We start from the raw sequence: 26350 nt of genomic DNA, 5'->3' as shown, positions 1-26350 counted from the left end.
TCTCCGCACCCTCAGCCGTGCCTACGGTTCGGTCATGACGAACCTCAAGGTCACCTCCACCGCCCCGGCCGACCTCGACGGCGGTCTCGCCGCGCTGCGCGGCGACTGCGCCCGGATGGCTCCGCACTGGGAGGTCCCGGAGCACGCCGAGTCCCGGCCGGTGCCGCCGTCCCTCATCCACGGGGTGGACGTGCCGGTGCGCTCGGCCAGACTGCTGGACGCGATGTCCGACTACGGCGACTGACCGCGGGCGCACGCCCGGGAACCGTACGCTCCCCTCCCACGTCCCATCGCCGTCCCCCGCAGCCGGGGATGCGGGACACGAGCAGTGAGGAGCGATGCGGTGAACACCGAGCGGCCTGAGAACTCCGAAGCCCCCGAAGGGGCGGACCCCGGGCGGACGAGCAGTCGACGCCCCACCGCCGTCGTCGTCACCGTCGCCACCGCGGCCGTCCTGCTGATCGGCGGCGGTGGCGCCTACCTCGCCGCGGGCGGCGGCACGGACGGCCGTACGGGCCACACGACCGCTCCCGGCTCGGCCGGCGGCACTCCCCCGCCCCTCACCCTGGACGGCTGGGAGCACAGCGGCACGGGCGGGATCGCGCCCGGCGAGCCGGATCCGTACGGCACCCGGTACGTGGTGCGGGGCGACCTGCCCGACGGCCCCGGTGCGGCGCCGGTGTACGAGCCGCGGGGCGAGGTCGGCCGGGGCCGGGTGCTCCGGCTGGCGAAGGCGCTCGGGATCGACGGGGCGCCGGTGGCCGAGGGCCGGATCTGGCGGATCGGCGGCCAGGACGGCTCCGGACCGAGCCTGACCGTGAACCGGGACGCGCCGGGCAGCTGGACTTTCGACCGGTACGCGCCCGGCACCGACAACTGCCGCAAGGTGACCGTCTGCACGCAGGATCCGGGTGCTCCGGCCGGCGACCCGGTGAGCGTGGCGGAGGCCGAGAAGGCGGCGGCGCCGGTGCTGAAGGCGGCGGGGCTGGACGACGCGAAGCTCGACGCGAGCCAGGTGATGGGCGCCCAGCGGGTGGTGAACGCCGATCCGGTGGTCGGCGGGCTGCCCACCTACGGCTGGACGACCGGCCTGACCGTGGACCGGAAGGGCGAGCTGGTCGGCGGTCACGGGCTGCTGGCCGCGCCGGTGAAGGGCGACACGTATCCCGTGCTGGGCGCGGAGAAGACGGTGGAGCTGATGAACAGGACGGCGAAGGGCGGACACCGGATGGGGATCGGCGGGTGTGCCGCCCCGGTGCCGCTCAAGGACCGGCTGGAGCAGCCGTGCGGTGCGTCCACGGGGGCGCCGAAGCCGTCGGCCGGCAAGGAGACGGACGCCGGCACGGTCACGGTCGAGAAGGCGGTGTTCGGGCTGGCCGCGCACTCCGTCGGCGGCCGGCAGACGCTGGTGCCGTCCTGGCTGTTCCAGGTGCGCGGGTCCACGGCGGACGACGCGTTCACGGTGACGTACCCGGCGGTCGACCCGAAGTACCTGGCGTCGGCGTCCGCGCCCTCGTCGCCCTCCTTGGCGCCGTCGGCCTCCACGGCGCCCGGGAAGAGCCGGAGCGTGCCGGTGAACGCCTACACGGCCGACGGGCGGACGCTGAACCTGAGCTTCTACGGCGGGGTGTGCGCCGACTACAAGACGTCGGCCCGGGAGAGCGGCGGCCGGGTGACGGTGACGGTCACCGAGAAGCCCTGGCCGGACCGGGTGTGCGTCCTGATCGCCAAGCAGTACGTGAAGACTGTGACACTGGAGGCGCCGCTGGACGGGCGGACGGTGGTCGGCACGGACGGCAAGGCGGTCCCGAAGGCCAAGCCGGGCTCGCTGCGGCCGGACGCGTCGGCGCAGCCGCGCTAGCCGGGCGCGGGCGCCGGACACGAAAGGGCGGCGGCCCCCCGAAGGGGACCGCCGCCCTTTCCTGCCTTGTCCGTGCCTGTGCCGGCCGGCGTCGGCTCAGCTGAAGGAGTCGCCGCAGGCGCAGGAGCCGGTCGCGTTCGGGTTGTCGATCGTGAAGCCCTGCTTCTCGATCGTGTCCACGAAGTCGATGGTGGCGCCGCCCAGGTACGGGGCGCTCATCCGGTCCGTGACGACCTTGACCCCGCCGAAGTCCTTCTCCACGTCGCCGTCGAGCGAGCGCTCGTCGAAGAAGAGCTGGTAGCGCAGGCCGGAGCAGCCGCCGGGCTGGACGGCGACGCGCAGCGCGAGGTCGTCGCGGCCTTCCTGGTCGAGCAGGGCCTTGACCTTGGCCGCGGCGGCGTCGGTCAGGATGATGCCGTCGGTGACGGTGGTGGTCTCGTCCGATACGGACATCTACATCTCTCCCGGGTTGTACGGAGACTGCTTGCCGACGAGTGCAACCGGCGCTTCCGCGGATTCATTCCGGGCCGGGCATTCGCGTGGTCGCGTTCTTTCCTTGCTTCCTCATGCTCGCACATGCCCGGGGAGGCGGACAGGCGCCCGAAGAGGGACCCCGGCGGGATTCACGTCACATCGACGCTATCGCCATCGTCAAAGTGACGTGAACCAGTTATGATAGATAGCGTCAGTTAGACGAAAAGTAGAAAGGGTGCGTGTGGTGACCACCGCCCAGACCCAGGAGCTCGACGTGCAGCCGACTCCGCTCGCCCTGCTGCTGCTCGGCCGCGAGGCCGACCCGAAGAGCGAGCGGGGCGTCGAGTGTCCCGGTGACCTGCCGTCGCCGTCCGACCCCGATCTGGTCGAGCGTGCCCGCGCCGCCAAGGAGAAGCTCGGCGACAAGGTCTTCGTGCTCGGCCACCACTACCAGCGCGACGAGGTCATCCAGTTCGCCGATGTCACGGGCGACTCCTTCAAGCTGGCCCGGGACGCGGCGGCGCGCCCGGAGGCCGAGTACATCGTCTTCTGCGGTGTGCACTTCATGGCCGAGTCGGCGGACATCCTGACCTCGGACGACCAGAAGGTCGTCCTGCCCGACCTCGCCGCCGGCTGCTCCATGGCCGACATGGCGACGGCCGAGCAGGTCGCCGAGTGCTGGGACGTGCTGACCGAGGCGGGCATCGCCGAGCAGGTGGTCCCGGTGTCGTACATGAACTCCTCCGCCGACATCAAGGCGTTCACCGGCAAGCACGGCGGCACGATCTGCACCTCGTCCAACGCCAAGCGCGCCCTGGACTGGGCCTTCGAGCAGGGGGAGAAGGTCCTCTTCCTGCCGGACCAGCACCTGGGCCGCAACACCGCCGTCCGCGACATGGGCATGTCCCTGGACGACTGCGTGGTCTACAACCCGCACAAGCCGAACGGCGGGCTGACCGCGGAGGAGCTGCGCGCCGCGAAGATGATCCTGTGGCGCGGCCACTGCTCGGTCCACGGCCGCTTCAGCCTGGACTCGGTCAACGACGTCCGCGAGCGCATCCCGGGCGTGAACGTCCTGGTCCACCCCGAGTGCAAGCACGAGGTCGTGGCCGCGGCGGACTACGTCGGCTCGACCGAGTACATCATCAAGGCCCTCGAAGCCGCCCCGGCCGGGTCCAAGTGGGCCATCGGCACCGAGCTGAACCTGGTCCGCCGGCTGGCGAACCGTTTCGCGCCCGAGGGCAAGGAGATCGTCTTCCTCGACAAGACCGTCTGCTTCTGCTCGACCATGAACCGCATCGACCTGCCCCACCTGGTCTGGGCCCTGGAGTCCCTGGCCGAGGGCAACCTGGTCAACCGCATCGAGGTCGACAAGGAGACGGAGGCGTTCGCCAAGCTGGCGCTGGAGCGGATGCTGGCGCTGCCGTAGCCCATGCGAGAAGGCCGGGTCCCGTACGTCGTACGGGACCCGGCCTTCTCGCATGCCGTCAGACCCCGGCCGGCTCCGGCGTCCGCTGCTCGCTCGGCGCCCTCTTGGCCGCCCGCTTCTTCGCCCGGCGCTCCTTGCGCAGCTCCAGCATCGCGTAGAGCGTCGGGACGAGGAGCAGGGTCAGCAGGGTCGAGGTGATCAGGCCGCCGATGACCACCACGGCCAGCGGCTGGGCGATGAAGCCGCCCTCGCCGGTGACCCCCAGGGCCATCGGGAGCAGGGCGAAGATGGTCGCCAGCGCCGTCATCAGGATCGGGCGGAGCCGGTGCCGGCCGCCCTCGATGACGGCCTCCACCACACCGTGGCCCTGCGCCCGGTACTGGTTGATCAGGTCGATCAGCACGATCGCGTTGGTCACCACGATGCCGATCAGCATCAGCATGCCGATCATCGCGGGCACGCCCATCGGGGTGCCGGTGGCGACCAGCAGGCCGATCGCGCCCGTCGCCGCGAACGGGATGGAGACCAGCAGGATCAGCGGCTGGGCGAGGGAGCGGAACGTCGCGACCAGAAGCATGAAGACGATCGCGATGGCCGCCAGCATGGCCAGGCCCAGGTTCTTGAACGCGTCGTCCTGGTCGGAGCTGACACCACCGATCTCGGCCGTGGCGCCCGCCGGGAGCTTCAGCGCCTTGATCCTGGTCTGGAGCCTGCTGCTGATCGCGCCCGTGTTGTCACCGGTCGGCCTGGCCGTGACGGTGGCCGCGCGCTGCCCGTCGATGCGGGTCATGGACACCGGGCCGTCCACCAGCCGCACCGTGGCGATGTCGCCGAGCTCGACCGGGCCGAGGCGCAGGTTCTTCAGCTGGGCCAGCGTGGTCGCGGGCTTCGCCGACCGTACGACGACGTCCCGCTCGGTGTCGTCCAGGATCGCCTTGGCCGCCGTCGTACCGCGCACGGCCTGCGCCACCGCGGCGCCCAGCTTCTGGTCGTCGAACCCGGCCGCCGCCGCCTTGGCGTTGGCCTTGACGGAGATCCGCGGCACGCTCCGCGCCAGGTCGCTGCTGACGTCCGTGACGTGGTCGAGGCCGGCGACCGTGGAGCGGACCTGCTCCGCCGCCGTCCGCAGCGCCTGCGGATCGGACGCCTTGACCACCACGCTCAGGTCCTGGTTGCCGAAGCCGTCACCGGCCGACACGGTGGTCGTACCGATGCCCTCGAGCTTCTTCAGGCCGTCCTCGAGGTGCTTCTGCACGTCGTCGTAGGACGCGGAGTCCTTCAGCATCACCTGGTACGACGCCTGGTTGGTGTCGGTGCCGCCGCCGAAGGCCGCCATGAAGCCGGAGGAGCCGACGGTGACCTGGTAGTCCTTCACGCCCTCGGTGGAGGCGAGCAGCTTCTCGACCTTCTTCGCCTGCGCGTCGGTGGCGGCCAGGCTGGTGCCGGGCTTCAGCTTCTGCTTGACGGTCAGGACCTCCTGGTCGCCCTGGTCGAAGAAGTTCGTCTTCAGCAGGCCGGACATGCCGAAGGTGACGACCAGGACGACGATCGCGAGGAGCACGCTCGTGAGGCGGCGGCGGGTCGCGAAGCGCAGGACGGGGACGTAGGCGCGCTGGAGACGGCTGCCGGCCTCCTTCTCCTCGGCCTTGCGGCGGGCCTCGGCCGCGTCGTCGGGGGTGCCCTTCAGGGCGCGCAGGAACCAGTACGACAGCACCGGTACGACGGTGAGCGACACGAGCAGGGAGGCCAGCAGGGCCGCCGTCACCGTGATGCTGAACGAGCCGAACAGGGCGCCCACCATGCCGCCGACCAGACCGATCGGCAGGAACACGGCGACCGTGGTGAGGGTGGAGGAGGTGACCGCGCCGGCCACCTCGCGCACCGCGGTGAGGATGGCCTCCTTGCGCTCCTCGCCGTAGCCGAGGTGCCGCTTGATGTTCTCCAGGACGACGATCGAGTCGTCGACGACCCGGCCGATGGCGATGGTCAGCGCGCCCAGCGTCAGCATGTTCAGCGACAGGTCGCGCATCCACAGCACGAGCAGCGCGAGGACCACGGACAGCGGGATGGACACCGCCGTGACCAGGGTGGAGCGGACCGAGGCCAGGAAGACCAGGATCACCAGGACCGCGAAGAGCAGGCCGAGCGCGCCCTCCGTGGTCAAGCCCTTGATGGACTTGGACACGGCCGGGCCCTGGTCGCTGACGACGGTGAGCCGCGCACCGGAGCCGAGGTCCGCGCGCAGGCCGGGCAGCTTGTCCTTGACCGCGTCGGAGATGGCGACCGCGCTGCCGTCGTGGTCCATCGTGACGTTGACGGCGAGGCTGGGCCGGCCGTCGGTGCGGGTGATGGAGTCGGCCGGGGCCGGCTGCTCCTTCACGGTGGCCACGTCGGCGAGCCGCACGGGCCGCTTCACGCCCTCGCCGGTGACCCTCAGGTCCCTGATCTGCTGCAGCGAGGTGAAGCCGCCGCCGACCTGGACGGTGCGGTTGGCGCCGTCCTCGTCGAAGGAGCCGGCCGGGACGGTCGCGCCGCCCGCCTGGAGGGCCTGGCCGAGAGCGGCGGCGGTGAGACCGGCCCGGGCGAGCTTCGCGTCGTTGGGGGTGACGGTGACCTGGAGGTCACGGACGCCCATGACCTGCACACGGCCGACACCGTCGATGTCCTTCAGCGCCGGTACGACGGTGGTGTCGAGCTGGTCGGCGAGGGCCTGCTGGTCCTTGTCGGAGGTGACGGCGAGGACGACGGTCGGCATGTCGTCCGTGGAGCCGGAGACCACCTGCGGGTCGACGTCGTCCGGGAGCCGGTTGCGGGCCCGGTTCACGGCCTGCTGGACGTCGGAGACGATCCGCTCGGTGTCGTTGCCGTAGTCGAAGGACGCCATGATCACGGCGTTGCCCTCGCTCGCCGTGGAGGTGACTGCGGTGACGCCGTCGACGCCCTGGAGGTTGTCCTCGATCGGCTCGACGACCTGCTTCTCGACCACGTCGGGCGAGGCGCCCTGGTACGGCGCGACGACCGACACCATGGGCAGTTCGATGGTGGGCAGCAGCTGCTGCTTGATCTGGGGTATCGCGATCAGCCCGAAGGCGAGCGCGATGATCGACACGAGCCCGACGAGGGCCCGTTGGGCAAGGCTGAATCGGGACAGCCAGGACATGGGTCAGGGTCTCTCTTCTGTGAGCGGCAGAAGCGGCAAGGACGCAGGTGAGCGCCCACTCGACCACCCTGAGCCATGCCGGGGGCCCGTTCCGTAGGCCCCAGGTCCCGTTCCTTTATCGCGCCCCTACTCCGCGCGCAGTACGCACGGGTGGAGATCACTCCATCCTCGGACGGACCAGCCCCGACTCGTACGCGATCACGACGAGCTGCGCCCGGTCCCGTGCGCCCAGCTTGGCCATGGCCCGGTTGACGTGCGTCTTCACCGTCAGCGGGCTGACCGCCAGGCGTTCGGCGATCTCGTCGTTGGAGTGGCCGCCGGCGACCTGCACGAGGACCTCCCGCTCCCTGCCGGTGAGCGCGCCGAGCCGCTCGGAGCGGGCCGGGTCGCGGCCGTCGCCGTCGTCGCCCCGGGCGAGGAAGCGGGCGATCAGGCCCTTGGTGGCGGCCGGGGACAGCAGCGCCTCGCCGCCGGCCGCGACCCGGATGGCGCTCAGCAGCTCCTCGGGCTCGCTGCCCTTGCCGAGGAAGCCGGAGGCGCCGGCCCGCAGCGCCTGGACGACGTAGTCGTCGACCTCGAACGTGGTCAGGATGACCACGCGGACCTGCGCGAGGGCGGGATCGGCACTGATCAGCCGGGTCGCGGCGAGACCGTCGGTGCCGGGCATCCGGATGTCCATGAGGACGACGTCGGGGCCGTGCTCCTGGGCGAGACGGACCGCCTCCGCGCCGTCGGAGGCCTCCCCCACCACCTCCATGTCGGGCTCGGAGTCGACCAGCACCCGGAACGCGCTGCGCAGCAGTGCCTGGTCGTCGGCGAGCAGGACACGGATGGTCATACGGACTCCCCCTGGGCCGTCGTCGTCTTGACCGGCAGGATCGCATGGACCCGGAAGCCGCCCCCGTAGCGGGGCCCGGTGGTCAGGGTGCCGCCGAGGGCGGTGACCCGCTCCCGCATGCCGAGCAGCCCGTGCCCACCGCCGGCCTCCGGCGCGCCGGCCGTGCCCGAGCCGTCGTCCAGCACGGTGACCTCCACGTTGGGTCCGACCCGTACGACGCTCACCTCGGCCTCGGCGTCGGGCCCCGCGTGCTTCTGCACGTTGGTGAGGGCCTCCTGGACGATCCGGTAGGCGGCCAGGCCGACGGCGGCCGGGAGTTCGGTGCCCTGGTCGGCGCGGGCCACGGCCACCGGCAGGCCCGCGCTGCGGAAGGTGTCGGCCAGCTCCTCCAGGCGGCTCAGGCCGGGGGCCGGTTCGGTGGGGGCCTCCGGGTCGCCGGACTGGCGGAGCAGGCCGACGGTGGCGCGGAGTTCGTTCAGCGCGCTGCGGCTGGCCTCCCGGACGTGCGCGAGGGCCTCCTTGGCCTGGTCGGGCCGCTTGTCCATGACATGCGCGGCGACGCCGGCCTGCACGTTGACCAGGGCGATGTGGTGGGCGACGACGTCGTGCAGATCGCGGGCGATCCGCAGCCGCTCCTCGGCGACCCGGCGGCGCGCCTCCTCCTCCCGGGTGCGTTCGGCGCGTTCCGCGCGGTCCCGGATGGCCTGGACGACCGCGCGACGGCTGCGTACGGCGTCCCCCGCGGTGGCCCCGATGCCGGTCCAGGCGAGCACGCCCAGGTTCTCCTGGGCGTACCAGGGCAGCGGGCCGGCGAGCATGGCGGCGGCCGTCAGCACCGTCATGGTGAGCAGGCCGAGGCGCCAGGTGGTGGGGCGGTCGGTGGTCGCGGCCACGGTGTACAGGGCGACGACGGCGGACATCGCGACCGGGGCGCGCGGGTCGCCGGTGACGCACTCGACGAGGGACACCGTGCCGGCGACGGCCAGGACCGTGCGCGGGGTGCGGCGGCGGAAGACGAGCGCCGCCGCACCGGCCAGCATCAGCAGCAGGCTGAGGGCGTCCGGGATCCGCAGCTCCCAGGTGACGCCGTGTTCCCGCCGGGGCACGGCGAAGGAACCGGCGACCATGCAGGCCAGCACGCCCGCCGCGACTGCCGCGTCCAGGGCGAGGGGGTGCGCTTTGAGACTGCACCGGGCGCGTTCGAGAGTGCTCACGGAGGAACAGTACGGTTCCGGCACAGGCCGGATCAGGCCCTGATGCGCTCAGCCCGGGATCAGCCCGTCGTCGCTCAGCAGTTCCCGGACCTCCTCCAGCGTCGCGTCGGCCGACGGCAGGATCAGGTCGGACGGCTCCAGCGAGGCGTCGGGCAACGGCGTGCCGAGCCCGCGGACGGCGTCCAGGAGAGCGCCGAGGGTGCGGCGGAAGCCGTCCTCGTCGCCGCTCTCCATCTCGGCCAGCAGCTCGTCGTCCAGCTTGTTCAGCTCGGTGAGGTGGGTGTCGTCCAGTCTCACCTGGCCCTCCCCCATGATCCGTACGATCATGTCGGCCTCCTCGGCTCGGTCCCCGGCGCCGGCCTACTGCTTGTCGAAGCGCGGGGTGTCCTGCGGCTGCTGCTGGGACTGCCCCTGACCGGTGCCGCCCTCGATGGCCTGCTGCGGGGAACCCCCGGCCAGCTCGGCCTTCATGCGCTGCAGTTCCAGCTCTACATCCGTACCACCGGAGAGCCGGTCCAGCTCGGCCTGGATGTCGTCCTTGTGCATGCCGGACTGGTCGTCCAGGGCGCCGGAGGCGAGCAGTTCGTCGATGGCGCCGGCCCGGGCCTGGAGCTGGGCGGTCTTGTCCTCGGCGCGCTGGATGGCCAGGCCGACGTCGCCCATCTCCTCGGAGATGCCGGAGAAGGCCTCCCCGATGCGGGTCTGGGCCTGGGCCGCGGTGTAGGTGGCCTTGATGGTCTCCTTCTTCGTACGGAAGGCGTCCACCTTGGCCTGGAGGCGCTGGGCCGCCAGGGTGAGCTTCTCCTCCTCGCCCTGGAGGGTCGCGTGCTGCGTCTCGAGGTCCGTGACCTGCTGCTGGAGCGCGGCCTTGCGGGACAGCGCCTCGCGGGCCAGGTCCTCCCGGCCGAGCGCGAGCGCCTTGCGGCCCTGGTCCTCCAGCTTGGCGGACTGCTGCTGCAGCTGGTTGAGCTGGAGCTCCAGGCGCTTGCGGCTGGTCGCCACGTCGGCCACGCCGCGCCGCACCTTCTGCAGCAGCTCCAGCTGCTTCTGGTAGGAGTAATCGAGGGTCTCGCGCGGGTCCTCGGCCCGGTCAAGGGCCTTGTTCGCCTTCGCGCGGAAGATCATCCCCATACGCTTCATGACACCGCTCATGGGCTTCGCGCGCCCCCTTCTGACGGACTCCAGCTCACCGATCCTGCGACAGGACCCACAGTACGGGCCCTGCTTCCATTACCGCACTGTTCGCGGGGTGATGCGCTCATCCCCGAGGACGACTGCGGACCGCACCGCTCCGGCGTAAGGAGTAGGTGATCCACCCGGATCCCACCGCTTCCGTCCCCGGTCTCGTCCCGGTCTCGTCCCCGCTCTGTCCCTCTGAAGACGTCCGGTGTTGCCGGATCGTTCCCCACCGGACTGGGGTCCATGCCGGTGCAGCCCGTACCCTTGGGTTTTGTGTTCCGTAGCCGTGCCAAGGAAGAGAAGGCCCCCGCCGACAAGGCGCCGGTGACCGACTCCAAGCAGCCCCGTGACCCGCAGGCCCCCAAGGGCAGGCCCACGCCCAAGCGCAGTGAGGCCCAGTCCCAGCGCCGCAGCGTCGCCCACACGCCGACCAACCGCAAGGAGGCAGCCAAGCGCCAGCGCGAGGAGCGGCGACGAGCGCTGGAGCGGCAGCGCCAGGCGCTGGCCGGCGGCGACGAGCGGTACCTGCCCGCCCGTGACAAGGGCCCGGTCCGGCGGTTCGCCCGGGACTGGACGGACTCGCGGTTCAACGTGGCCGAGTTCTTCCTGCCGCTCGCCGTGGTCATCCTGGTGCTGAGCGTGGTGCGGGTGCCGGCGATCCAGAGCATCGCGCTGCTGATGTGGCTGGTCGTGATCGTGCTGATCGTGCTGGACGCGGCGTTCAGCGGCTTCCGGCTGAAGAAGCGGCTCAAGGAGCGCTTCCCGGACGAGAACACGCGCGGCGCGGTCGCCTACGCCCTGATGCGGTCCCTGCAGATGCGCCGGCTTCGGCTGCCGAAGCCGCAGGTCAAGCGCGGAGAGCGGCCCTGAGCGCTGACGCTTTCACCGGGGGCGCGGCCGAGGCCCGGCCGAACAGGCTGGGCGGCCTGCGGGATGTCGTGAGCCAGGAGCTGGTGGCGCGGCAGCTGGACGAGCAGATAGCCGGGCGGTTCCCGGTCGGGCGGCGGCTGCGGGTGCTCGACGTGGGGATGGGCCGCGGCGCGCAGGCGCTGCGGCTGGCCCGGCTCGGCCACCAGGTGACCGGGGTGGAGCAGGACGCGACGATGATCGCCGCCGCCCGGGAGGCCGTGGCCCGGGAGCCGGAGGGCATCCGGGAGCGGGTCCGGCTGGTGCAGGGCGACGGGCGGGACACCGGCGTGCACTTCCTGCCGGGCAGCTTCGACGTGGTGCTGTGCCACGCCGTACTGATGTACGTCGAGGAGCCCGACCCGCTGGTGGCGGGCCTGGCCCGGATGCTGGCCCCCGGCGGTCTGCTCTCTCTTCTGGTGCGCAACGGCGACGCGCTCGCCATGCGCCCGGGCCTGACCGGCGACTGGGCCGGCGCCCTGGCCGCCTTCGACACCACCGCGTACCGCAACCGCCTCGGCCTGGACGTCCGCGCCGACCGCCTGGCCTCCCTGACCGCCACGCTCGCCGGCATCGCCGCCCCGCTGCACGCCTGGTACGGCGTCCGGGTCTTCACGGACACGGCGGCGGGCGACGCGGCGATACCGGACGACCTCCCGACGCTGCTCGCGGTGGAGGAGCGGGCCGGGCGCACGGACCCCTATCGCGGGGTGGCGGCGCTGCTGCATCTGTGCGGGGTACGCGGCTGAGCCCGTTCGGGGCAACAGCGCGGGACGGATGATCACCTTGCGGTGAGACTCGGGGCATGGACGCTTCCCGTACCCGTGCGCGTGCCCCGCGGACGGCCGTCCGCGCCGCCGCGCTGGCGTGCTGCGCGGCCCTCGCCGCCGGCTGCACCGTCCCCGCCGCCCCGGCCGGGCGGGACGCCCCGGCGACGGTTCCGGCGGGCACCCGGGCGGCCGTGCCGATGGCCGCGAGCGACCTGCAGAACCAGTACCAGAGGGTCATCAAGGAGGTCCTGCCGTCGGTGGTGCAGATCCAGGCGAGCCACGACCTGGGCTCCGGTGTGGTGTACGACGGCAACGGACACATCGTCACCAACGCGCACGTGGTCGGGTCGGAGAAGACCTTCCAGGTGACCACGGCCAGCAACGAGGAGCCGCTCACCGCGAGCCTGGTCTACTCCTACCCCGAGCAGGACCTGGCCGTGATCCGGCTGGACCGGGTGCCGGACGGGCTGAAGCCGGCGGTGCTCGGGAACTCCGACAAGGTGGAGGTCGGTCAGATCGTGCTGGCGATGGGGTCGCCGCTGGGGCTGTCGTCCAGCGTGACCCAGGGCATCGTCTCGGCGACCGGACGGACCGTCAGCGAGGGCAGCGCGGAGGGCGGTACGGGCGCGACGATCGCGAACATGGTGCAGACGTCGGCCGCGATCAACCCCGGCAACAGCGGCGGCGCCCTGGTCGACCTCGACGGGCAGGTGATCGGCATCCCGACGCTCGCGGCGGCCGACCCCAGCCTCGGCGGCAGCGCGGCGCCCGGTATCGGGTTCGCGATCCCGGCGTCGATGGTGCGGACGATCGCCGACCAGATCGTCAAGCAGGGCAAGGTCGTCGACTCGGGGCGGGCGGCCCTCGACATCACCGCGCGGACCGTCGTGGACGACCGCTACCAGCCGGTCGGGGTGGCGGTGGTCAGCGTCCGGGCCGGCGGTGCGGCCGACCGGGCGGGCCTGCGGCCCGGGGACATCATCACCAGGGTGGGTGACGAGCCCATCACCACCATCACCTCGCTCGCCGAGGCGCTGGCGGCCGACAAGCCGGGCCGGCGGACGTCGGTGACGTACCTGCGCGACGGCGCCGAGAAGACGGTCCAGGTGACGCTGGGCGAGCAGTGAGGAGGGAAGCCCGCGGCCCCCTCCCCACCTTCTCGTCCCGCCGGTGGCCTCAGGCGTCGGCCTGCAGGCTCATCGGCCCGTAGATCTCGGTGGTCTCCTCGAACAGCCGCACCTGGTCGGCCCCGCCCTCCAGCAGCGCCTTCCAGTGTTCGCCGATCCAGGACTCGGCGTCGCCCTGGGTGGTGAACTCCTCGGGCTGCACGGCCGGCTGGACCTCCGTCCCGTCGGCCTTCTCGAACCGCCACGTCCATGCCGTCATGTGGGCCTCCTTTGATCCAACACCTGCCGAGAGCCTAGCCGGAAGCGCAAGACCTGCTCAGAGAGGTGAAAATCGATCCGTGGACATCACTCTGCTCGGTACCGGCGCCCCCGCGGGACTGCCTCGCCCCGACTGTTCCTGTGCCGCCTGTGCGACCGCGCTCGGGCCGGACGCACGGGCCGCGACCGCGGTGCTCGTGGACGGCGCGCTGCTGCTCGACCTGACACCGGGTGCGGCCTTCGCGGCGGCGCGCGCCGGGCATTCGCTGGGCGGGGTACGGCAGGTGCTGCTGTCGCATCCGCACGACGGTCCCGCGGTGGAGGTGCCGGCCGGGCTGCCGCAGCCCGGGCGGGTGCCGGACGGGCGGGAGTTGGCGCTGCTGACGGGGCATCGGGTGCGGGCGGTGGCGATGGACGCGGGCGGCACCGGGTACGCGGTGACCGGGCCGGACGGGCAGCGGCTGCTGTACCTGCCGCCGGGCGGGGCTCCGGCCGGTCTCGAGGAGGCGACGGCGGAGTCGTACGACATGCTCCTCGCGGATGTCGTCGGGCGGCCCGACGCGCTCGCCCGGCTCCGCGCGGTGGGCTCGGTCGGGCCCACGACCGACGTGCTCGCGGTCCATCTGGACCACGACGTGCCGCCCGGCGCGGAGTTGCGGCGCCGGCTCGCGGCGGCCGGGGCCCGGGCGGTGCCGGACGGTACGACGCTGGTGGTCGGGGCGTACGAGGAGGTGCCGGACGTGCCGCGGCGGACGCTGGTGCTGGGCGGGGCGCGCTCGGGCAAGTCGGTGGAGGCGGAGCGGCGGCTGGAGACCTTCCCGGACGTGCTGTACGTGGCGACGGGCGGCACGCGGGGCGGGGACACCGAGTGGGCGGCGCGGGTGGCCGTGCACCGGGAGCGGCGGCCGGGGTCGTGGCGTACGGCGGAGACGACGGACCTGGTGCCGCTGCTGGCCGAGGACGGGCCGCCGCTGCTGATCGACTGTCTGTCGCTGTGGCTGACCGATGTCATGGACTCCGTCGGGGCGTGGGACGACGCGGAGTGGGCGGGCGGCGGCGAGAAGGCGTTGCGGGAGCGGGTGCGGGAACTGGCGTCCGCGGTGCGCGCCACTCGGCGGACCGTGGTCGCGGTGTCCAACGAGGTCGGCTCCGGGATCGTCCCCGCGACGGCCTCCGGGCGGCGGTACCGGGACGAACTCGGGCGGCTGAACGCGGCGTTCGGCGCGGAGTGCGAACAGGTGCTGCTCGTCGTCGCCGGGCAGGCGTTGGTGCTCCGGGGGTGAGCTACTTCCGCGCCACGATCCGGTACGCGTTGGAGAAGCGGGTGCGGCGGAAGAGGGGGGCCAGGGCGTGGTCCAGTGCTGCGGCCACGTCCAGGAGGGGGCCGGCCGCGAGCTGGAGCAGTGGGTGGGCGGGGGCCAGGGAGAGGGCGACGGCGGCTGCGAGGTCGTAGGGCACATGCGGATCCTTGCGGTCCGTCACCAGGATCGTGCAGCCCAGGGTCTCCAGCTCCGCGCGCAGGTTGGCCAGGGGCAGCAGGTGCAGGTGGCGCGGCTGGCCGTAGGGGAGCCACCGTCTGCCGAGGAGCGTGGCGAACAGGCAGCGGGGGTCCGGGACTTCGACGACCAGGTGGCCGCCGGGCCTGAGCACGGTCAGCGCGGCCCGGAGTTCGGCGCGCGGGTCGGGCGCGTGCTCCAGGTGACGGAACAGGGTGACCACGTCGTAGCGGGCGCGCAGCCGCGCCGCCATCCCCGGCGTGGCCAGGTAGCCCTGGTGCGCCTCCTCCACCCGCCCCTCCCGCAGCGCCTGCTCCACCCGGGCCGTCGGATCGAGCCCGTCGAAGCTGGTGTAGGGGAAGAACTCCTTCGCCGCCTCGGGAAAGCGGCCGTAGCCCGTGCCGACGTCCAGCCAGCTCTCCGGCTCGCGCAGCGCCGACAGGCGCCAGGCGGTGGTGCGGTGCCGGCGGCGGACCGCTCCGGGGGAGAGGACGCGGGCGGTGAGCTCGTCGAGGTGTCTTTCGTAGAAGTCCCGGTGGAAGAAGGCGATTCCCTCCGCGGTGAGCCGCGGGTTCTGGAAGGCGTGGCCGCAGTCCCGGCACCGGTCGAGGACGAACGTGCCGGGCCGGTGGCGCAGCGGGTCGGGCGCGCGTACCCGGGTGCGCAGGCTGCGGGAGCCGCACCAGGGGCAGTCCTCGCGGCGCGGCTCCTGGAAGGGGTCGAAGGGGGTGGTGATCTGCGGGGTGAGGGGCGTGGTCGGCATGGGCGGCTCCCTGTGCGACATTCCGCGGCAAAACGGAACGTATGGGATACCGACCTGAGGTGCAAAGACGTCGCGGGGGTGTGGTGGCGATGTGGCGCGGAAGCCGTCGTTGGCTGGCGGTACTGTTCGGCGAATGAGCAGCCTTAATCTGGACGACTTCACCGATCTGATCGAGCGCCCGGACGGGGGCGTGCGCCGCGACGCCGAGGCCCGGCGGGAGCGCCAGATCGTGCCGCCGGGGGCGCTGGGCCGCCTGGACGAGCTGGGCGAATGGCTGGCGGCCGCGCGGGGCGCCGTACCGGTACGGCCGGTCGAACGGCCGCGGGTGGTGCTGTTCGCCGGTGACCACGGCGTCGCCGAGCTGGGCGTGTCGGCTCGGCCCGCGGGCGGTGCGGAGCAGCTGGTGCGGGCGGTGCTGGAGGGCGCCAGCCCGGTGTCCGTGCTCGCGCGCCGACTGGAGGTGCCGGTACGGGTCGTGGACATGGCGCTGGACTGCGAGCCGGACGCCTTCCCGAAGGACGTGACACGGCACCGGGTGCGGCGGGGCAGCGGCCGTATCGACATCGAGGACGCGCTCACGCCGGAGCAGGCCGAGGCCGCCCTGCTGGCGGGTGTCGCGGTCGCCGACGAGGAGGCCGACTCGGGCACCGATCTCGTGGTGCTCGGGGATGTCAGCGTGGGCGGGACCACGCCGGCGGCGGTGCTGATCGCCGCGCTGTGCGGGACCGACGCGTCCGTGGTGACCGGGCGGGGCGGGGTCGCGATCGACGACCTGGCGTGGATGCGCAAGTGCGCGGCGATCCGGGACGCGCTCCGGCGGGCCCGGCCGGTGCTCGGCGACCAGGTCCAGCTGCTGGCGGCGGTCGGCGGGGCGGACCTCGCGGCGATGACCGGGTTCCTGCTCCAGTGCGCGGTACGGAAACTGCCGGTGATTCTCGACGGGGTCGTGGCCGCAGCCTGCGCGCTGGTCGCCCAGCGGGTGGCGTTCCGGGCGCCGGACTGGTGGCTGGCCGGGCACGACAGCGGGGAGCCGGGACAGGCGAAGGCGCTGGACCGGATGGCCCTCGAACCGCTGCTGGCGCAGGGCGTGAAGGTCGGCGAGGGGGTCGGCGCGCTGCTGGCGCTGCCGCTGGTGCGGGCCGCGGCCGCGCTGGCGGCGGAGTTGCCGGAGACGCCGGGGCCCGGGGAGGAGCCGGAGACGGAGGAGGCGGAGCAGCCGGGCGGGGGAAGCGGAGGGGCGACGTCCGCGCCGGAGTGAAAAGTGCCGTTCGCCATATCCGCGCCCCATATGATCCTGCCCCATGGGAGATGCCCGAATTGCCGTGGAGCAGCGAGTCGAGGCGGCGCGGACGGGTGAGCAGGTGCGGCGGTCCACCGGGGCGTCCCGGCGGGCCGCCGCCTTCGCCGTCTGGTACCTGCGGACCGTCGCCTTCATCAACTTCCTCAGCGCGGTGTGGGTCTCGCTCGGCCAGGACGTGCGCCGGCACAACCAGGACGACTTCTTCACGCCGTACCTGCTGACGGCCGGCTTCGCCTCCGGGGTGTTCACCGCCTTCCTGGCGATCACCATGCGGCGCCGCAAGCGGGCCGCGTGGATCCTCAACCTGGTGGTGAGCGGGCTCTTCCTGGCCCTGTTCGCGTTCGCCATGGCCTTCCCGGAGATCCGGCGGTACGCGCAGAACTGGATCTCCCTGGCGCTGACCGCCGCCTTCGTGGGCGCGCTGCTCGTCGGCCGGCGGGAGTTCTACGCCAAGGGCGACCGGTCCAACCCGCGGCTCGCGGCCACGGTGGCCGTCGGCGGCGGGCTGGTGGCGAGCCTGCTGGCCGGGCTGCTGGTGACGGTCACCAACCAGGCGCCGGACGCGGCCCGCTCGACGTTCCCGGAGCGCTGGCACTACGGCACCCTGCGGCTGGTGTCGGTGGCCGCCGAGGAGTCCCACTTCCCGGGCATCGACCCGCCGAACTGGGCCAACGTGGCGGTCAACGTGCTCAGTACGGCCCTGGTCCTCGCCGTCCTCTACGCCGCCTTCCGGTCCCGGCGGGCCGTGGACCCGCTCACCGAGGACGACGAGAAGCGGCTGCGCGAGCTGCTGGAGCGGCACGGCGACCGCGACTCGCTCGGCTACTTCGCGCTGCGCCGGGAGAAGAGCGTCGTGTGGTCGCCGACGGGGAAGGCGGGCGTCGCCTACCGGGTCGTCGGCGGGGTGAGCCTGGCGTCCGGGGATCCGATCGGGGACCCGGAGGCGTGGCCGGGGGCCATTGCGCCGTGGCTCGCCCAGGCGCGGGCGCACGGCTGGATCCCGGCGGTGATGGGGGCGAGCGAGGAGGCCGGGACGGTCTACTCCCGGCACGGCCTGGACGCCCTCGAACTCGGGGACGAGGCGATCGTGGAGGTCGCCGAGTTCACCCTGGAGGGCCGCGCGATGCGTACCGTCCGGCAGGCGTACAACCGGGTGAAGCGGGCCGGGTACCGGGTGCGCATCCGGCGGCACGCCGACATCCCGGCCCACGAGATGGCGTCCCTCGTCGAGCGGGCCGACGACTGGCGGGACGGTGCCACCGAGCGCGGCTTCAGCATGGCGCTGGGCCGGCTCGGGGACCCCGGGGACGGCCGGTGCGTGATGCTGGAGTGCACGGACGCCGAGGGCCGGCTGCGGGCGCTGCTCTCCTTCGTGCCGTGGGGGCCGCACGGGCTGTCCCTCGACCTCATGCGGCGCGACCGGGACTCCGACAACGGGCTGATGGAGTTCATGGTCATCGAGCTGCTGCGGCGGGCCGGGGAGATCGGGATCACGCAGGTCTCACTGAACTTCGCGATGTTCCGGTCGGTCTTCGAACGTGGCGCACGTCTCGGTGCCGGTCCGGTGCTGAGGCTGTGGCGGTCGCTGCTCAGCTTCTTCTCACGCTGGTGGCAGATCGAATCGCTGTACCGCGCCAACGCGAAGTACCGGCCCATCTGGGAGCCGCGGTTCCTGCTCTTCGAGAAGAGCGCGGACCTGCTGCGCATCGGCCTCGCCTCGGCCCGCGCGGAAGGCTTCCTGGAAGCGCCGGGACTGCCGAAGTGGCTGCACCGCAGGCACCTGGACACGCACCGATGAGACACGCTCGACGGGGGAACGCTCGATGGCCGGAACGCTTGACGGGGGAACGTTCGATGAGGGCCGTGCCATGAGGGCCCTGGCCCGCTGGGCACGTGCCGAGTGGGGGCCGCTGTGCGCCGCCGCACGCGAGGCCTTGCGGAAACGGGGGCCGGCGGCGGTCCCGATGACGGTCGCCGCGGTGGGTCTGACGGCGTTCCTGCAGTACGTGCAGAACCAGCCGTGGGGCTACCAGCCGGTGCAGAACCTGGGTGCGGTGCGGGCCGAGGACCCGCTGTGGCTGGCCCTGCTGCGCACGCCCCTGTCACTGTTCGTGCCCGCGCTGGACCTGCCGGTGTGGGGGGCGCTGGCCCAGATCCTGCTGGTGTTCGGGATCGCCGAGCTGTGCCTGGGCTGGTGGCGGACGCTGACCATCGCCTACGTCGCCACGCTCGCCGGAACCCTGTACGCGCGCCTGGGCATCACCCTCGGCGGGCACGCCCCGTTCGGGCTGCCGTGGACCGACGGGCAGGTGGTGGACACCGGCCCGTCGGCGGCGGTCGTGGGCCTCGCGGTGTTCGTGGCCTGGCGGTACGGCGCCTACGTGACGGCGGGTGCGGTGACCCTGGCCATGGTCGTCGAGGTGCTGGTGAAGGAGAACCTGGCGGGCAAGGAGCACCTGGCCGCGCTGATGGCGGTGGGGCTGCTGTGCCTGCTGGCGGCGGTGCGGCACCAGCGGGCGGGCCGGCCGCGCCGCGCCCGCCGTCACCTGTGGTCGGGCAGGCGCGCCGGACGCGGGTCGGGCTTGCCGCCGATCCAGTCCTGAACGGCGCGGCGCGGCCGGGCCCAGCGGCGGTCGTGCCGGTAGGCGCGCAGGGCGGCCTTGGCGCGGGCGCGGGGGCGGCGGACGTAGAAACGGCGGGCCCACGGGGAGCCGGGGCGGGCGAGCCGGACCGCGCCGACCAGCGCGACCAGCGGCACGATCACCCCGAAGAGCGCGGTGCGGGCCTTGCCCTTGCCCAGGGCGATGAGCGAGAGGAGGAAGTTCCCGGAGATGGTGGCGAGGGCGCCGCCGCGGTCCTGGAGCTCCTCCTGCGACAGGTCGTTGACGCCGAACGGGGAGAAGCCCCCGAGCAGCAGGCCGACGAGGGCGGCGGTGAGCACGACGACCTCGACGCTCTTGCGGCCCTCCTCGGTCCAGTAGACGTCGTCCAGGTGCAGGATCAGCGCGAACTCGTCCAGGACCAGGCCCGCGCCCATGCCGAACAGCACGGAGGAGACGGTCCCGCCTGCGCCGTGCCGGTCGCTGGCGACCGCGCCGAAGCCGCCGACGAGGGTCAGGACGACCCCGGGCACGACGTGGTGAATGTGCAGCCCGCCGGCCTTGACGTTCCCGAACGGGCCCTTGCCGGCCCGGATGAGACGGGTGACGACCCGGGTGACGACGAAGGTCAGCACGAAGGCGGCGAGGGCGAGCAGCAGCGGGAGTTTGCCCGGCTCGACGATGTTGCGCACCCACCAGTGCCCCATGTGCGCACTGTATCCCCGGCACCCATCGGTGGCCCTCCGGCCGCCCGGTACCCTGCGCCGATGCAGAAGTCCTCCCCCCTCGACGGTCTCCGGTTCGCCTTCGGCACCCTCACCGTGCTGCCCGTCCGGGTGCACCGCTGGGACCGGGTGGCCGCGCGCGGGGGCATGCTGTCGGCCCCGGTGGCCGGGCTGGTCGTCGGCGGCTGCGCGGCCGGGCTCGGTGTGCTGCTGCTCCTGCTCGGCGCGGGCCCGCTGCTCGCCGCCGTCGCCTCGGTCGCCGTACCGGCCGCGCTGACCCGGGGCCTGCACCTCGACGGGCTCGCCGACACCGCCGACGGGCTGGGCAGCGGCAGACCCGCCGAGGACGCGCTGCGGATCATGAAGCAGTCGGACATCGGGCCGTTCGGGGTGCTCACCCTCGTCCTGGTGCTGCTGGCCCAGGTCGCCGTGCTGGCGCAGCTCTACGGCGACTCGTGGGCCCGGGGTGCCGTGGCGGCCGTGGCCTCGGCGGTCACGGCCCGGCTGGCCCTCACCCTGGCCGCCCGCGCGGGGGTGCCGCCCGCCCGCCCGGAGGGGCTGGGGGCGGCGGTGGCCGGGGTCGTGCCGGGGGCTGTCGCCCTGGGGGTCGCGGTGGGGGTGGTGGCGGTGGCCGCGGTGGCGGGCCCGCGGGTCGCTGCGGCTGTGGTGGCGGGGGCCGGTGGGGCCGAGGTGCTGTTGCGGCTGTGCGTCCGCAGGTTCGGCGGGGTCACCGGAGACGTGTTCGGCGCGGTCGCCGAGACGGCCGCGACCATGGCCCTCGTGGTGCTGGCTCTTGGTCGCTAGCGCCTTGGGGCACCCGAAGCAATGAGCGAACGCGCCCACGCGCGTAGTCTCGTCCCGGGTGTTCGCCGACAGGGTGAAGGCCCCGGTTGCCACCTGTCCCCAGGCGTGGACCTAGGGTCGGCTCTCGGGCCCGGTCGACCCACCCCATTTCGGCCACTGCAACTTCACATCGGAAGCGAGATTTCACCACCGTGACTGCTCTGACTCTCAGCACCGCCTCGGCGCCCGGCCTGCGGGCCGACGCGATCGTGATCGGTGTCGCCAAGGGCGCCCAGGGGCCCGTCGTCGCGCCGGGCGCCGAGGCCGTGGACAAGGCGTACGACGGCAAGCTGGCCGGCGTCCTGGAGACCCTCGGCGCCTCGGGTGCCGAGGGCGAGCTGACGAAGCTGCCCGCACCGGCCGGCTTCAAGGCCCCCCTCGTGGTGGCGGTGGGCCTCGGCGCGGAGCCCGACGACAAGGACGCCGACGCCGGCTACGACGCCGAGGCCCTGCGCAAGGCCGCCGGCGTGGCCGCCCGCGCACTCACCGGGTCCCGGAAGGCCGCGTTCGCGCTGCCCGTGGACGGCCCCGGCGCCATCGGCGCGATCAGCGAGGGCATCCTGCTCGGCGCCTACTCCTTCGACACCTACAAGGGCGGCGCCCAGGACGCCAAGAACGCCAAGGCCAAGAACGGCAAGGCGGCGCTGGCCGAGGCCGCGCTGCTCGGCGGCAAGCCGCGCGACGCCGCCCACAAGGGCGCGCTCGCCCGCGCGGTCGCGGTCTCCGAGGAGCTGAACCGCGCCCGCGACCTGATCAACATGCCGCCGAACGACCTCACCCCCGCCGCCTTCGCCGGCATCGCGCAGACCGCGGCCAAGGAGCACGGCCTCAAGGTGCAGGTGCTCGACGACAAGGCCCTGGCCAAGGGCGGCTACGGCGGCATCCTCGGCGTCGGCGGCGGCTCGGCGGCCACCCCGCGCCTGGTGAAGCTGTCGTACCGGCACCCGAAGGCGGAGAAGCACCTGGCCTTCGTCGGCAAGGGCATCACCTACGACTCGGGCGGCATCTCGCTGAAGCCGGCCGGGCACAACGAGACGATGAAGTGCGACATGAGCGGTGCCGCCGCCGTGTTCGCCGCGGTCGTCGCCGCCGCGCGCCTCGGGCTGGAGGTCAACGTCACCGGCTGGCTGGCGCTGGCCGAGAACATGCCGTCCGGCTCCGCGGTGCGCCCGGGTGACGTGCTGCGCATGTACAGCGGCAAGACGGTCGAGGTGCTCAACACCGACGCCGAGGGCCGGCTGGTACTCGCCGACGCGCTGTGGGCGGCCTCGCAGGAGGACCCGGACGCGATCGTGGACGTGGCCACGCTGACCGGCGCGATGATGCTGGCGCTGGGCAGCCGGACGTTCGGTGTCATGGCCAACGACGACGCGTTCCGCTCCGCGGTGTACGAGGCGGCGGAGGAGGTCGGCGAGCCGGCCTGGCCGATGCCGCTGCCGGAGCACCTGCGCAAGGGCATGGACTCGACCGTGGCCGACATCGCGAACATGGGCGAGCGGATGGGTGGCGGGCTGGTCGCCGGTCTCTTCCTCCGCGAGTTCGTGGGCGAGGGCATCACGTGGGCGCACCTCGACATCGCCGGGCCGGCGTTCAACGAGGGCGGGCCGTTCGGTTACACGCCCAAGGGTGGTACGGGGTCGGCGGTGCGGACGCTGGTCCGGCTGGCCGAGCTGACGGCCGCGGGTGACCTGGGCTGAGTCGCCTGACGACTCGGTCCGGTCCGTAGTACGGCGTCTGCAGGGGCGTGGGGAAGCTGTTCGCGCAGTTCCCCGCGCCCCTGCCCCGGCGCGCCTTCGTTTTCCAGTGAACGTGGGACGTCTCACACACCGGCCCGGCGTCTCGATCCCGTCCGACAAGTGCAAAGATGGAGCCCGGCAGGACAGGGCCCCCACCGAAGGGCCGAAGCATCAAGCGGCCGGACACCAGCCGCCTGCCGGTCATCGGAGACCGGCGTACGGCGCACATGCATGGAGGACGTGACGTGGCGAACGACGCCAGCACCGTTTTCGACCTAGTGATCCTCGGCGGTGGTAGCGGTGGTTACGCCGCGGCCCTGCGCGGGGCGCAGCTGGGCCTGGACGTCGCCCTGGTCGAGAAGGACAAGGTCGGCGGCACCTGCCTGCACCGGGGTTGCATCCCCACCAAGGCCCTGCTGCACGCGGGCGAGATCGCCGACCAGGCCCGCGAGAGCGAGCAGTTCGGCGTCAAGGCCACCTTCGAGGGCATCGACGTCCCGGCCGTCCACAAGTACAAGGACGACGTGATCTCGGGCCTGTACAAGGGTCTGCAGGGGCTCATCGCGTCCCGGAAGGTGACGTACATCGAGGGTGAGGGCCGGCTGTCCTCCCCCACCTCCGTGGACGTGAACGGCCAGCGCATCCAGGGCCGCCACGTCCTGCTGGCGACCGGCTCCGTGCCGAAGTCGCTGCCGGGCCTGGAGATCGACGGCAACCGCATCATCTCCTCCGACCACGCCCTCGTCCTGGACCGCGTGCCCAAGTCCGCGATCATCCTCGGCGGCGGTGTCATCGGTGTCGAGTTCGCCTCGGCGTGGAAGTCCTTCGGCTCGGACGTCACGGTCATCGAGGGCCTGAAGCACCTCGTCCCGGTCGAGGACGAGAACTCCTCGAAGCTCCTCGAGCGCGCGTTCCGCAAGCGCGGCATCAAGTTCAACCTCGGCACCTTCTTCCAGAAGGCCGAGTACACCCAGGACGGTGTGAAGGTCACCCTCGCCGACGGCAAGGAGTTCGAGGCCGAGGTCCTCCTCGTCGCCGTCGGCCGCGGCCCGGTCTCGCAGGGCCTGGGCTACGAGGAGGCCGGGGTCGCCATGGACCGCGGTTACGTCCTCGTCGACGAGTACATGCGGACCAACGTCCCGACCATCTCCGCCGTCGGTGACCTCGTCCCGACGCTCCAGCTCGCGCACGTCGGCTTCGCCGAGGGCATCCTGGTGGCGGAGCGTCTGGCCGGTCTGAAGGTCGTTCCGATCGACTACGACGGTGTCCCGCGGGTGACGTACTGCCACCCGGAGGTCGCCTCCGTCGGTATCACCGAGGCCAAGGCCAAGGAGATCTACGGCGCGGACAAGGTCGTCGCTCTGAAGTACAACCTGGCGGGCAACGGCAGGAGCAAGATCCTCAAGACCGCGGGCGAGATCAAGCTCGTCCAGGTCAAGGACGGTGCCGTGGTCGGCGTCCACATGGTCGGCGACCGCATGGGTGAGCAGGTCGGCGAGGCCCAGCTGATCTACAACTGGGAGGCGCTGCCGGCCGAGGTCGCCCAGCTCATCCACGCCCACCCGACGCAGAACGAGGCGCTCGGCGAGGCCCACCTGGCCCTGGCCGGCAAGCCGCTGCACTCCCACGACTGAGCCTTCGGTCAACGGGCGCGACGACACAGACTTCCGCAATTCGTTAGGAGCAACCGAAACCATGGCGGTTTCCGTAACCCTTCCGGCGCTCGGTGAGAGCGTCACCGAGGGCACTGTCACCCGCTGGCTGAAGGCCGAGGGCGAACGCGTCGAGGCCGACGAGCCGCTGCTCGAGGTATCGACCGACAAGGTCGACACCGAGATCCCGGCCCCCGCCTCCGGTGTGCTGGCCTCCATCAAGGTCGCCGAGGACGAGACCGTCGAGGTCGGCGCCGAGCTGGCGCTGATCGACGACGGCACCGGTGCGCCTGCTGCCGCCCCGGCCCCCGCCGCCGCCGAGGCCCCCGCCCCGGCTCCGGCCGCCGAGCCCGCTCCGGCCCCGGCCGCCGAGGCCCCGGCCGCCCCGGCTCCGGCCCCCGCCGCCGAGACCGCTCCGGCCGCTCCGGCCGGTGGCGCCGAGGGCACGGACGTGGTCCTGCCCGCGCTCGGTGAGTCCGTCACCGAGGGCACCGTCACCCGCTGGCTGAAGTCGGTCGGCGACTCCGTCGAGGCCGACGAGCCGCTGCTCGAGGTCTCCACGGACAAGGTCGACACCGAGATCCCGGCGCCCACCTCCGGTGTGCTGCTGGAGATCACGGTCGGCGAGGACGAGACCGCCGAGGTCGGCGCCAAGCTCGCCGTCATCGGCGCCCCGGGTGCTGCCCCGGCCGCCGCTCCGGCTCCGGCCGCCCCGGCCCCCGCCGCGGCTCCGGCCCCCGAGCCGGCGCCCGCCGCCGCTGCCCCGGCGCCCGCCCCGGCTCCGGCTCCGGCCCCCGCCGCTCCGGCCCCGGCCCCGGCGCCCGCCGCCGCTGCCCCGGCGCCCGCGCCGGCGCCCGCCCCGGCTCCGGTCACCCCGGCCACCGCGCCCACCTCCCCGACCGCCACCCAGGCGACGGACGAGGGCGCGTACGTGACCCCGCTGGTGCGCAAGCTCGCCGCCGAGAACGGCGTCGACCTGGCCACCGTGAAGGGCACCGGCGTCGGCGGCCGTATCCGCAAGCAGGACGTCGTCGCCGCCGCCGAGGCCGCGAAGGCCGCCGCCGCCCCGGCTCCGGCCGCTGCCGCCGCCCCGGCCGCCGCCAAGAAGGCCCCGGCGCTGGAGGTCTCCCCGCTGCGCGGCCAGACCGTCAAGATGCCTCGCATCCGCAAGGTCATCGGCGACAACATGGTCAAGGCGCTGCACGAGCAGGCCCAGCTGTCGTCGGTCGTCGAGGTCGACGTCACCCGCCTGATGAAGCTGCGCGCCAAGGCGAAGGACTCCTTCGCGGCCCGCGAGGGCGTCAAGCTCTCCCCGATGCCGTTCTTCGTCAAGGCCGCCGCGCAGGCGCTGAAGGCCCACCCGGTCATCAACGCCAGGATCAACGAGGCCGAGGGGACCATCACCTACTTCGACACCGAGAACATCGGTATCGCGGTGGACTCCGAGAAGGGCCTGATGACCCCGGTCATCAAGAACGCCGGCGACCTCAACATCGCGGGCATCGCCAAGGCCACGGCCGAGCTGGCGGGCAAGGTCCGGGCCAACAAGATCACCCCGGACGAGCTGTCCGGCGCGACCTTCACCATCTCCAACACCGGTTCGCGCGGCGCGCTGTTCGACACGATCATCGTGCCGCCGGGCCAGGTCGCGATCCTCGGCATCGGTGCCACGGTCAAGCGTCCGGCCGTCATCGAGACCGAGGAGGGCACGGTCATCGGCGTCCGCGACATGACCTACCTGACCCTCTCCTACGACCACCGCCTGGTCGACGGCGCCGACGCGGCCCGTTACCTGACGGCGGTCAAGGCGATCCTGGAGGCGGGCGAGTTCGAGGTCGAGCTCGGTCTCTGACCCGTAGTCGCCGATCAGGCCGTACGGCACCCCGCCCGGAACCTTCCGGGCGGGGTGTTCGCGTTTGTCTGCATGCCGGGCGTGTAAGCCTTGTCTCACCTGCGCAAAAGCACCCCCACGCGCCCTACCCGCGGAGCGGACCGGCCTTATTGTCTAAACGTCAGCCC

At 72.8% G+C, this 26350-nt stretch carries 23 protein-coding genes; 14 read left to right on the top strand and 9 right to left on the bottom strand.

Features of this window, described 5'->3' with window-relative positions:
• Window positions 1-34: 34 nt before the first annotated feature.
• Together ACIP4Y_RS04580 and ACIP4Y_RS04575 are read left to right on the top strand one after the other, a co-directional pair.
• Window positions 35-244, top strand: a complete 210-nt coding sequence (locus ACIP4Y_RS04580; RefSeq protein WP_358648251.1) for a hypothetical protein — start codon at window positions 35-37, stop codon at window positions 242-244.
• A 99-nt stretch (window positions 245-343) separates the two neighbouring features.
• Window positions 344-1861 (top strand): hypothetical protein, encoded by a 1518-nt coding sequence (locus ACIP4Y_RS04575; protein ID WP_401387625.1) that lies wholly within the window; start codon window positions 344-346, stop codon window positions 1859-1861.
• A 96-nt stretch (window positions 1862-1957) separates the two neighbouring features.
• On the opposite strand, the gene ACIP4Y_RS04570 is transcribed toward ACIP4Y_RS04575, so the two are convergent.
• Window positions 1958-2314 carry an iron-sulfur cluster assembly accessory protein gene (locus ACIP4Y_RS04570; RefSeq protein ID WP_028422454.1) on the bottom strand — a complete coding sequence of 119 codons (357 nt, stop codon included), beginning with the start codon at window positions 2312-2314 and terminating at the stop codon, window positions 1958-1960.
• 265 nt (window positions 2315-2579) lie between these two features.
• Here ACIP4Y_RS04570 and nadA point away from each other — a divergent pair, with 265 nt between their 5' ends.
• On the top strand, window positions 2580-3764 hold the full coding sequence (gene nadA, locus ACIP4Y_RS04565; RefSeq protein ID WP_401387622.1) for a quinolinate synthase NadA: 1185 nt from the start codon (window positions 2580-2582) through the stop codon (window positions 3762-3764).
• Window positions 3765-3822: 58 nt separating this feature from the next.
• Here the strand turns inward: nadA and ACIP4Y_RS04560 are convergent, their stop codons facing one another.
• The 5 genes from ACIP4Y_RS04560 to ACIP4Y_RS04540 form a co-directional block, all read right to left on the bottom strand.
• Window positions 3823-6924: an efflux RND transporter permease subunit gene (locus ACIP4Y_RS04560; protein WP_401387619.1), complete on the bottom strand. Its 3102-nt coding sequence runs from the start codon at window positions 6922-6924 to the stop codon at window positions 3823-3825.
• Between the two features lie 157 nt (window positions 6925-7081).
• Window positions 7082-7762 (bottom strand): response regulator, encoded by a 681-nt coding sequence (locus ACIP4Y_RS04555; RefSeq protein ID WP_401387616.1) that lies wholly within the window; start codon window positions 7760-7762, stop codon window positions 7082-7084.
• Window positions 7759-8976, bottom strand: a complete 1218-nt coding sequence (locus ACIP4Y_RS04550) for a sensor histidine kinase (protein WP_401387613.1) — start codon at window positions 8974-8976, stop codon at window positions 7759-7761. Before ACIP4Y_RS04550 ends, ACIP4Y_RS04555 begins: the two co-directional genes overlap by 4 nt.
• Before the next feature lie 48 nt (window positions 8977-9024).
• The gene (locus tag ACIP4Y_RS04545; protein WP_401387610.1) at window positions 9025-9303 is read right to left on the bottom strand and encodes a hypothetical protein; all 279 of its coding nucleotides are present in this window, start codon (window positions 9301-9303) and stop codon (window positions 9025-9027) included.
• A gap of 33 nt (window positions 9304-9336) precedes the next feature.
• Window positions 9337-10116 (bottom strand): PspA/IM30 family protein, encoded by a 780-nt coding sequence (locus ACIP4Y_RS04540; RefSeq protein ID WP_208031826.1) that lies wholly within the window; start codon window positions 10114-10116, stop codon window positions 9337-9339.
• A 312-nt stretch (window positions 10117-10428) separates the two neighbouring features.
• Here ACIP4Y_RS04540 and ACIP4Y_RS04535 point away from each other — a divergent pair, with 312 nt between their 5' ends.
• The 3 genes from ACIP4Y_RS04535 (at window position 10429) to ACIP4Y_RS04525 (ending at window position 12958) form a co-directional block, all read left to right on the top strand.
• The gene (locus ACIP4Y_RS04535; protein WP_401387607.1) at window positions 10429-11025 is read left to right on the top strand and encodes a DUF3043 domain-containing protein; all 597 of its coding nucleotides are present in this window, start codon (window positions 10429-10431) and stop codon (window positions 11023-11025) included.
• Window positions 11026-11108: 83 nt separating this feature from the next.
• Window positions 11109-11810, top strand: a complete 702-nt coding sequence (locus tag ACIP4Y_RS04530; RefSeq protein ID WP_401388679.1) for a class I SAM-dependent methyltransferase — start codon at window positions 11109-11111, stop codon at window positions 11808-11810.
• A 56-nt stretch (window positions 11811-11866) separates the two neighbouring features.
• A complete protein-coding gene (locus ACIP4Y_RS04525; RefSeq protein ID WP_401387604.1) occupies window positions 11867-12958 on the top strand; it encodes a S1C family serine protease in 1092 nt (363 codons plus the stop codon).
• 49 nt (window positions 12959-13007) lie between these two features.
• On the opposite strand, the gene ACIP4Y_RS04520 is transcribed toward ACIP4Y_RS04525, so the two are convergent.
• A complete protein-coding gene (locus ACIP4Y_RS04520) occupies window positions 13008-13217 on the bottom strand; it encodes a hypothetical protein (RefSeq protein WP_030340902.1) in 210 nt (69 codons plus the stop codon).
• Window positions 13218-13296: 79 nt separating this feature from the next.
• Between ACIP4Y_RS04520 and ACIP4Y_RS04515 the strand changes: the two genes are divergently transcribed.
• Complete coding sequence (locus tag ACIP4Y_RS04515) at window positions 13297-14499, top strand: bifunctional adenosylcobinamide kinase/adenosylcobinamide-phosphate guanylyltransferase (RefSeq protein ID WP_401387601.1); 1203 nt, start codon at window positions 13297-13299, stop codon at window positions 14497-14499.
• Window position 14500: 1 nt separating this feature from the next.
• Here ACIP4Y_RS04515 and ACIP4Y_RS04510 read toward each other — a convergent pair whose 3' ends face one another.
• The gene (locus ACIP4Y_RS04510) at window positions 14501-15475 is read right to left on the bottom strand and encodes a class I SAM-dependent methyltransferase (protein WP_401387598.1); all 975 of its coding nucleotides are present in this window, start codon (window positions 15473-15475) and stop codon (window positions 14501-14503) included.
• Window positions 15476-15608: 133 nt separating this feature from the next.
• On the opposite strand from ACIP4Y_RS04510, the gene cobT reads away from it, so the two are divergent.
• The 3 genes from cobT to ACIP4Y_RS04495 all read left to right on the top strand — a co-directional run bounded on the left by cobT (window position 15609) and on the right by ACIP4Y_RS04495 (window position 19378).
• The gene (gene cobT, locus ACIP4Y_RS04505; protein ID WP_401387595.1) at window positions 15609-16733 is read left to right on the top strand and encodes a nicotinate-nucleotide--dimethylbenzimidazole phosphoribosyltransferase; all 1125 of its coding nucleotides are present in this window, start codon (window positions 15609-15611) and stop codon (window positions 16731-16733) included.
• A gap of 43 nt (window positions 16734-16776) precedes the next feature.
• Entirely contained in the window at window positions 16777-18573 is a 1797-nt protein-coding gene (locus ACIP4Y_RS04500) for a phosphatidylglycerol lysyltransferase domain-containing protein (protein WP_358647580.1), read from the top strand.
• Between the two features lie 70 nt (window positions 18574-18643).
• Window positions 18644-19378 (top strand): hypothetical protein, encoded by a 735-nt coding sequence (locus tag ACIP4Y_RS04495; RefSeq protein ID WP_358647578.1) that lies wholly within the window; start codon window positions 18644-18646, stop codon window positions 19376-19378.
• Here the strand turns inward: ACIP4Y_RS04495 and ACIP4Y_RS04490 are convergent.
• Window positions 19318-20082 carry a hypothetical protein gene (locus tag ACIP4Y_RS04490; RefSeq protein ID WP_401387591.1) on the bottom strand — a complete coding sequence of 255 codons (765 nt, stop codon included), beginning with the start codon at window positions 20080-20082 and terminating at the stop codon, window positions 19318-19320. The genes ACIP4Y_RS04495 and ACIP4Y_RS04490 overlap by 61 nt on opposite strands.
• A gap of 60 nt (window positions 20083-20142) precedes the next feature.
• Between ACIP4Y_RS04490 and ACIP4Y_RS04485 the strand changes: the two genes are divergently transcribed.
• The 4 genes from ACIP4Y_RS04485 to sucB all read left to right on the top strand — a co-directional run bounded on the left by ACIP4Y_RS04485 (window position 20143) and on the right by sucB (window position 26183).
• Entirely contained in the window at window positions 20143-20904 is a 762-nt protein-coding gene (locus ACIP4Y_RS04485) for an adenosylcobinamide-GDP ribazoletransferase (RefSeq protein ID WP_401387588.1), read from the top strand.
• 191 nt (window positions 20905-21095) lie between these two features.
• Window positions 21096-22640, top strand: coding sequence for a leucyl aminopeptidase (locus tag ACIP4Y_RS04480; protein WP_358647572.1), 1545 nt, complete (start codon window positions 21096-21098; stop codon window positions 22638-22640).
• A 284-nt stretch (window positions 22641-22924) separates the two neighbouring features.
• Window positions 22925-24313 carry a dihydrolipoyl dehydrogenase gene (gene lpdA, locus ACIP4Y_RS04475; protein WP_401387585.1) on the top strand — a complete coding sequence of 463 codons (1389 nt, stop codon included), beginning with the start codon at window positions 22925-22927 and terminating at the stop codon, window positions 24311-24313.
• A 61-nt stretch (window positions 24314-24374) separates the two neighbouring features.
• The gene (gene sucB, locus ACIP4Y_RS04470) at window positions 24375-26183 is read left to right on the top strand and encodes a 2-oxoglutarate dehydrogenase, E2 component, dihydrolipoamide succinyltransferase (protein WP_401387582.1); all 1809 of its coding nucleotides are present in this window, start codon (window positions 24375-24377) and stop codon (window positions 26181-26183) included.
• Window positions 26184-26350: the final 167 nt, after the last annotated feature.

It is taken from the genome of Streptomyces sp. NPDC088810 (assembly GCF_044750305.1).
Lineage (GTDB): Bacteria > Actinomycetota > Actinomycetes > Streptomycetales > Streptomycetaceae > Streptomyces.
Note: the sequence above shows the minus strand (reverse complement) of the source record. Positions and strands in the feature narration are given on the sequence as shown.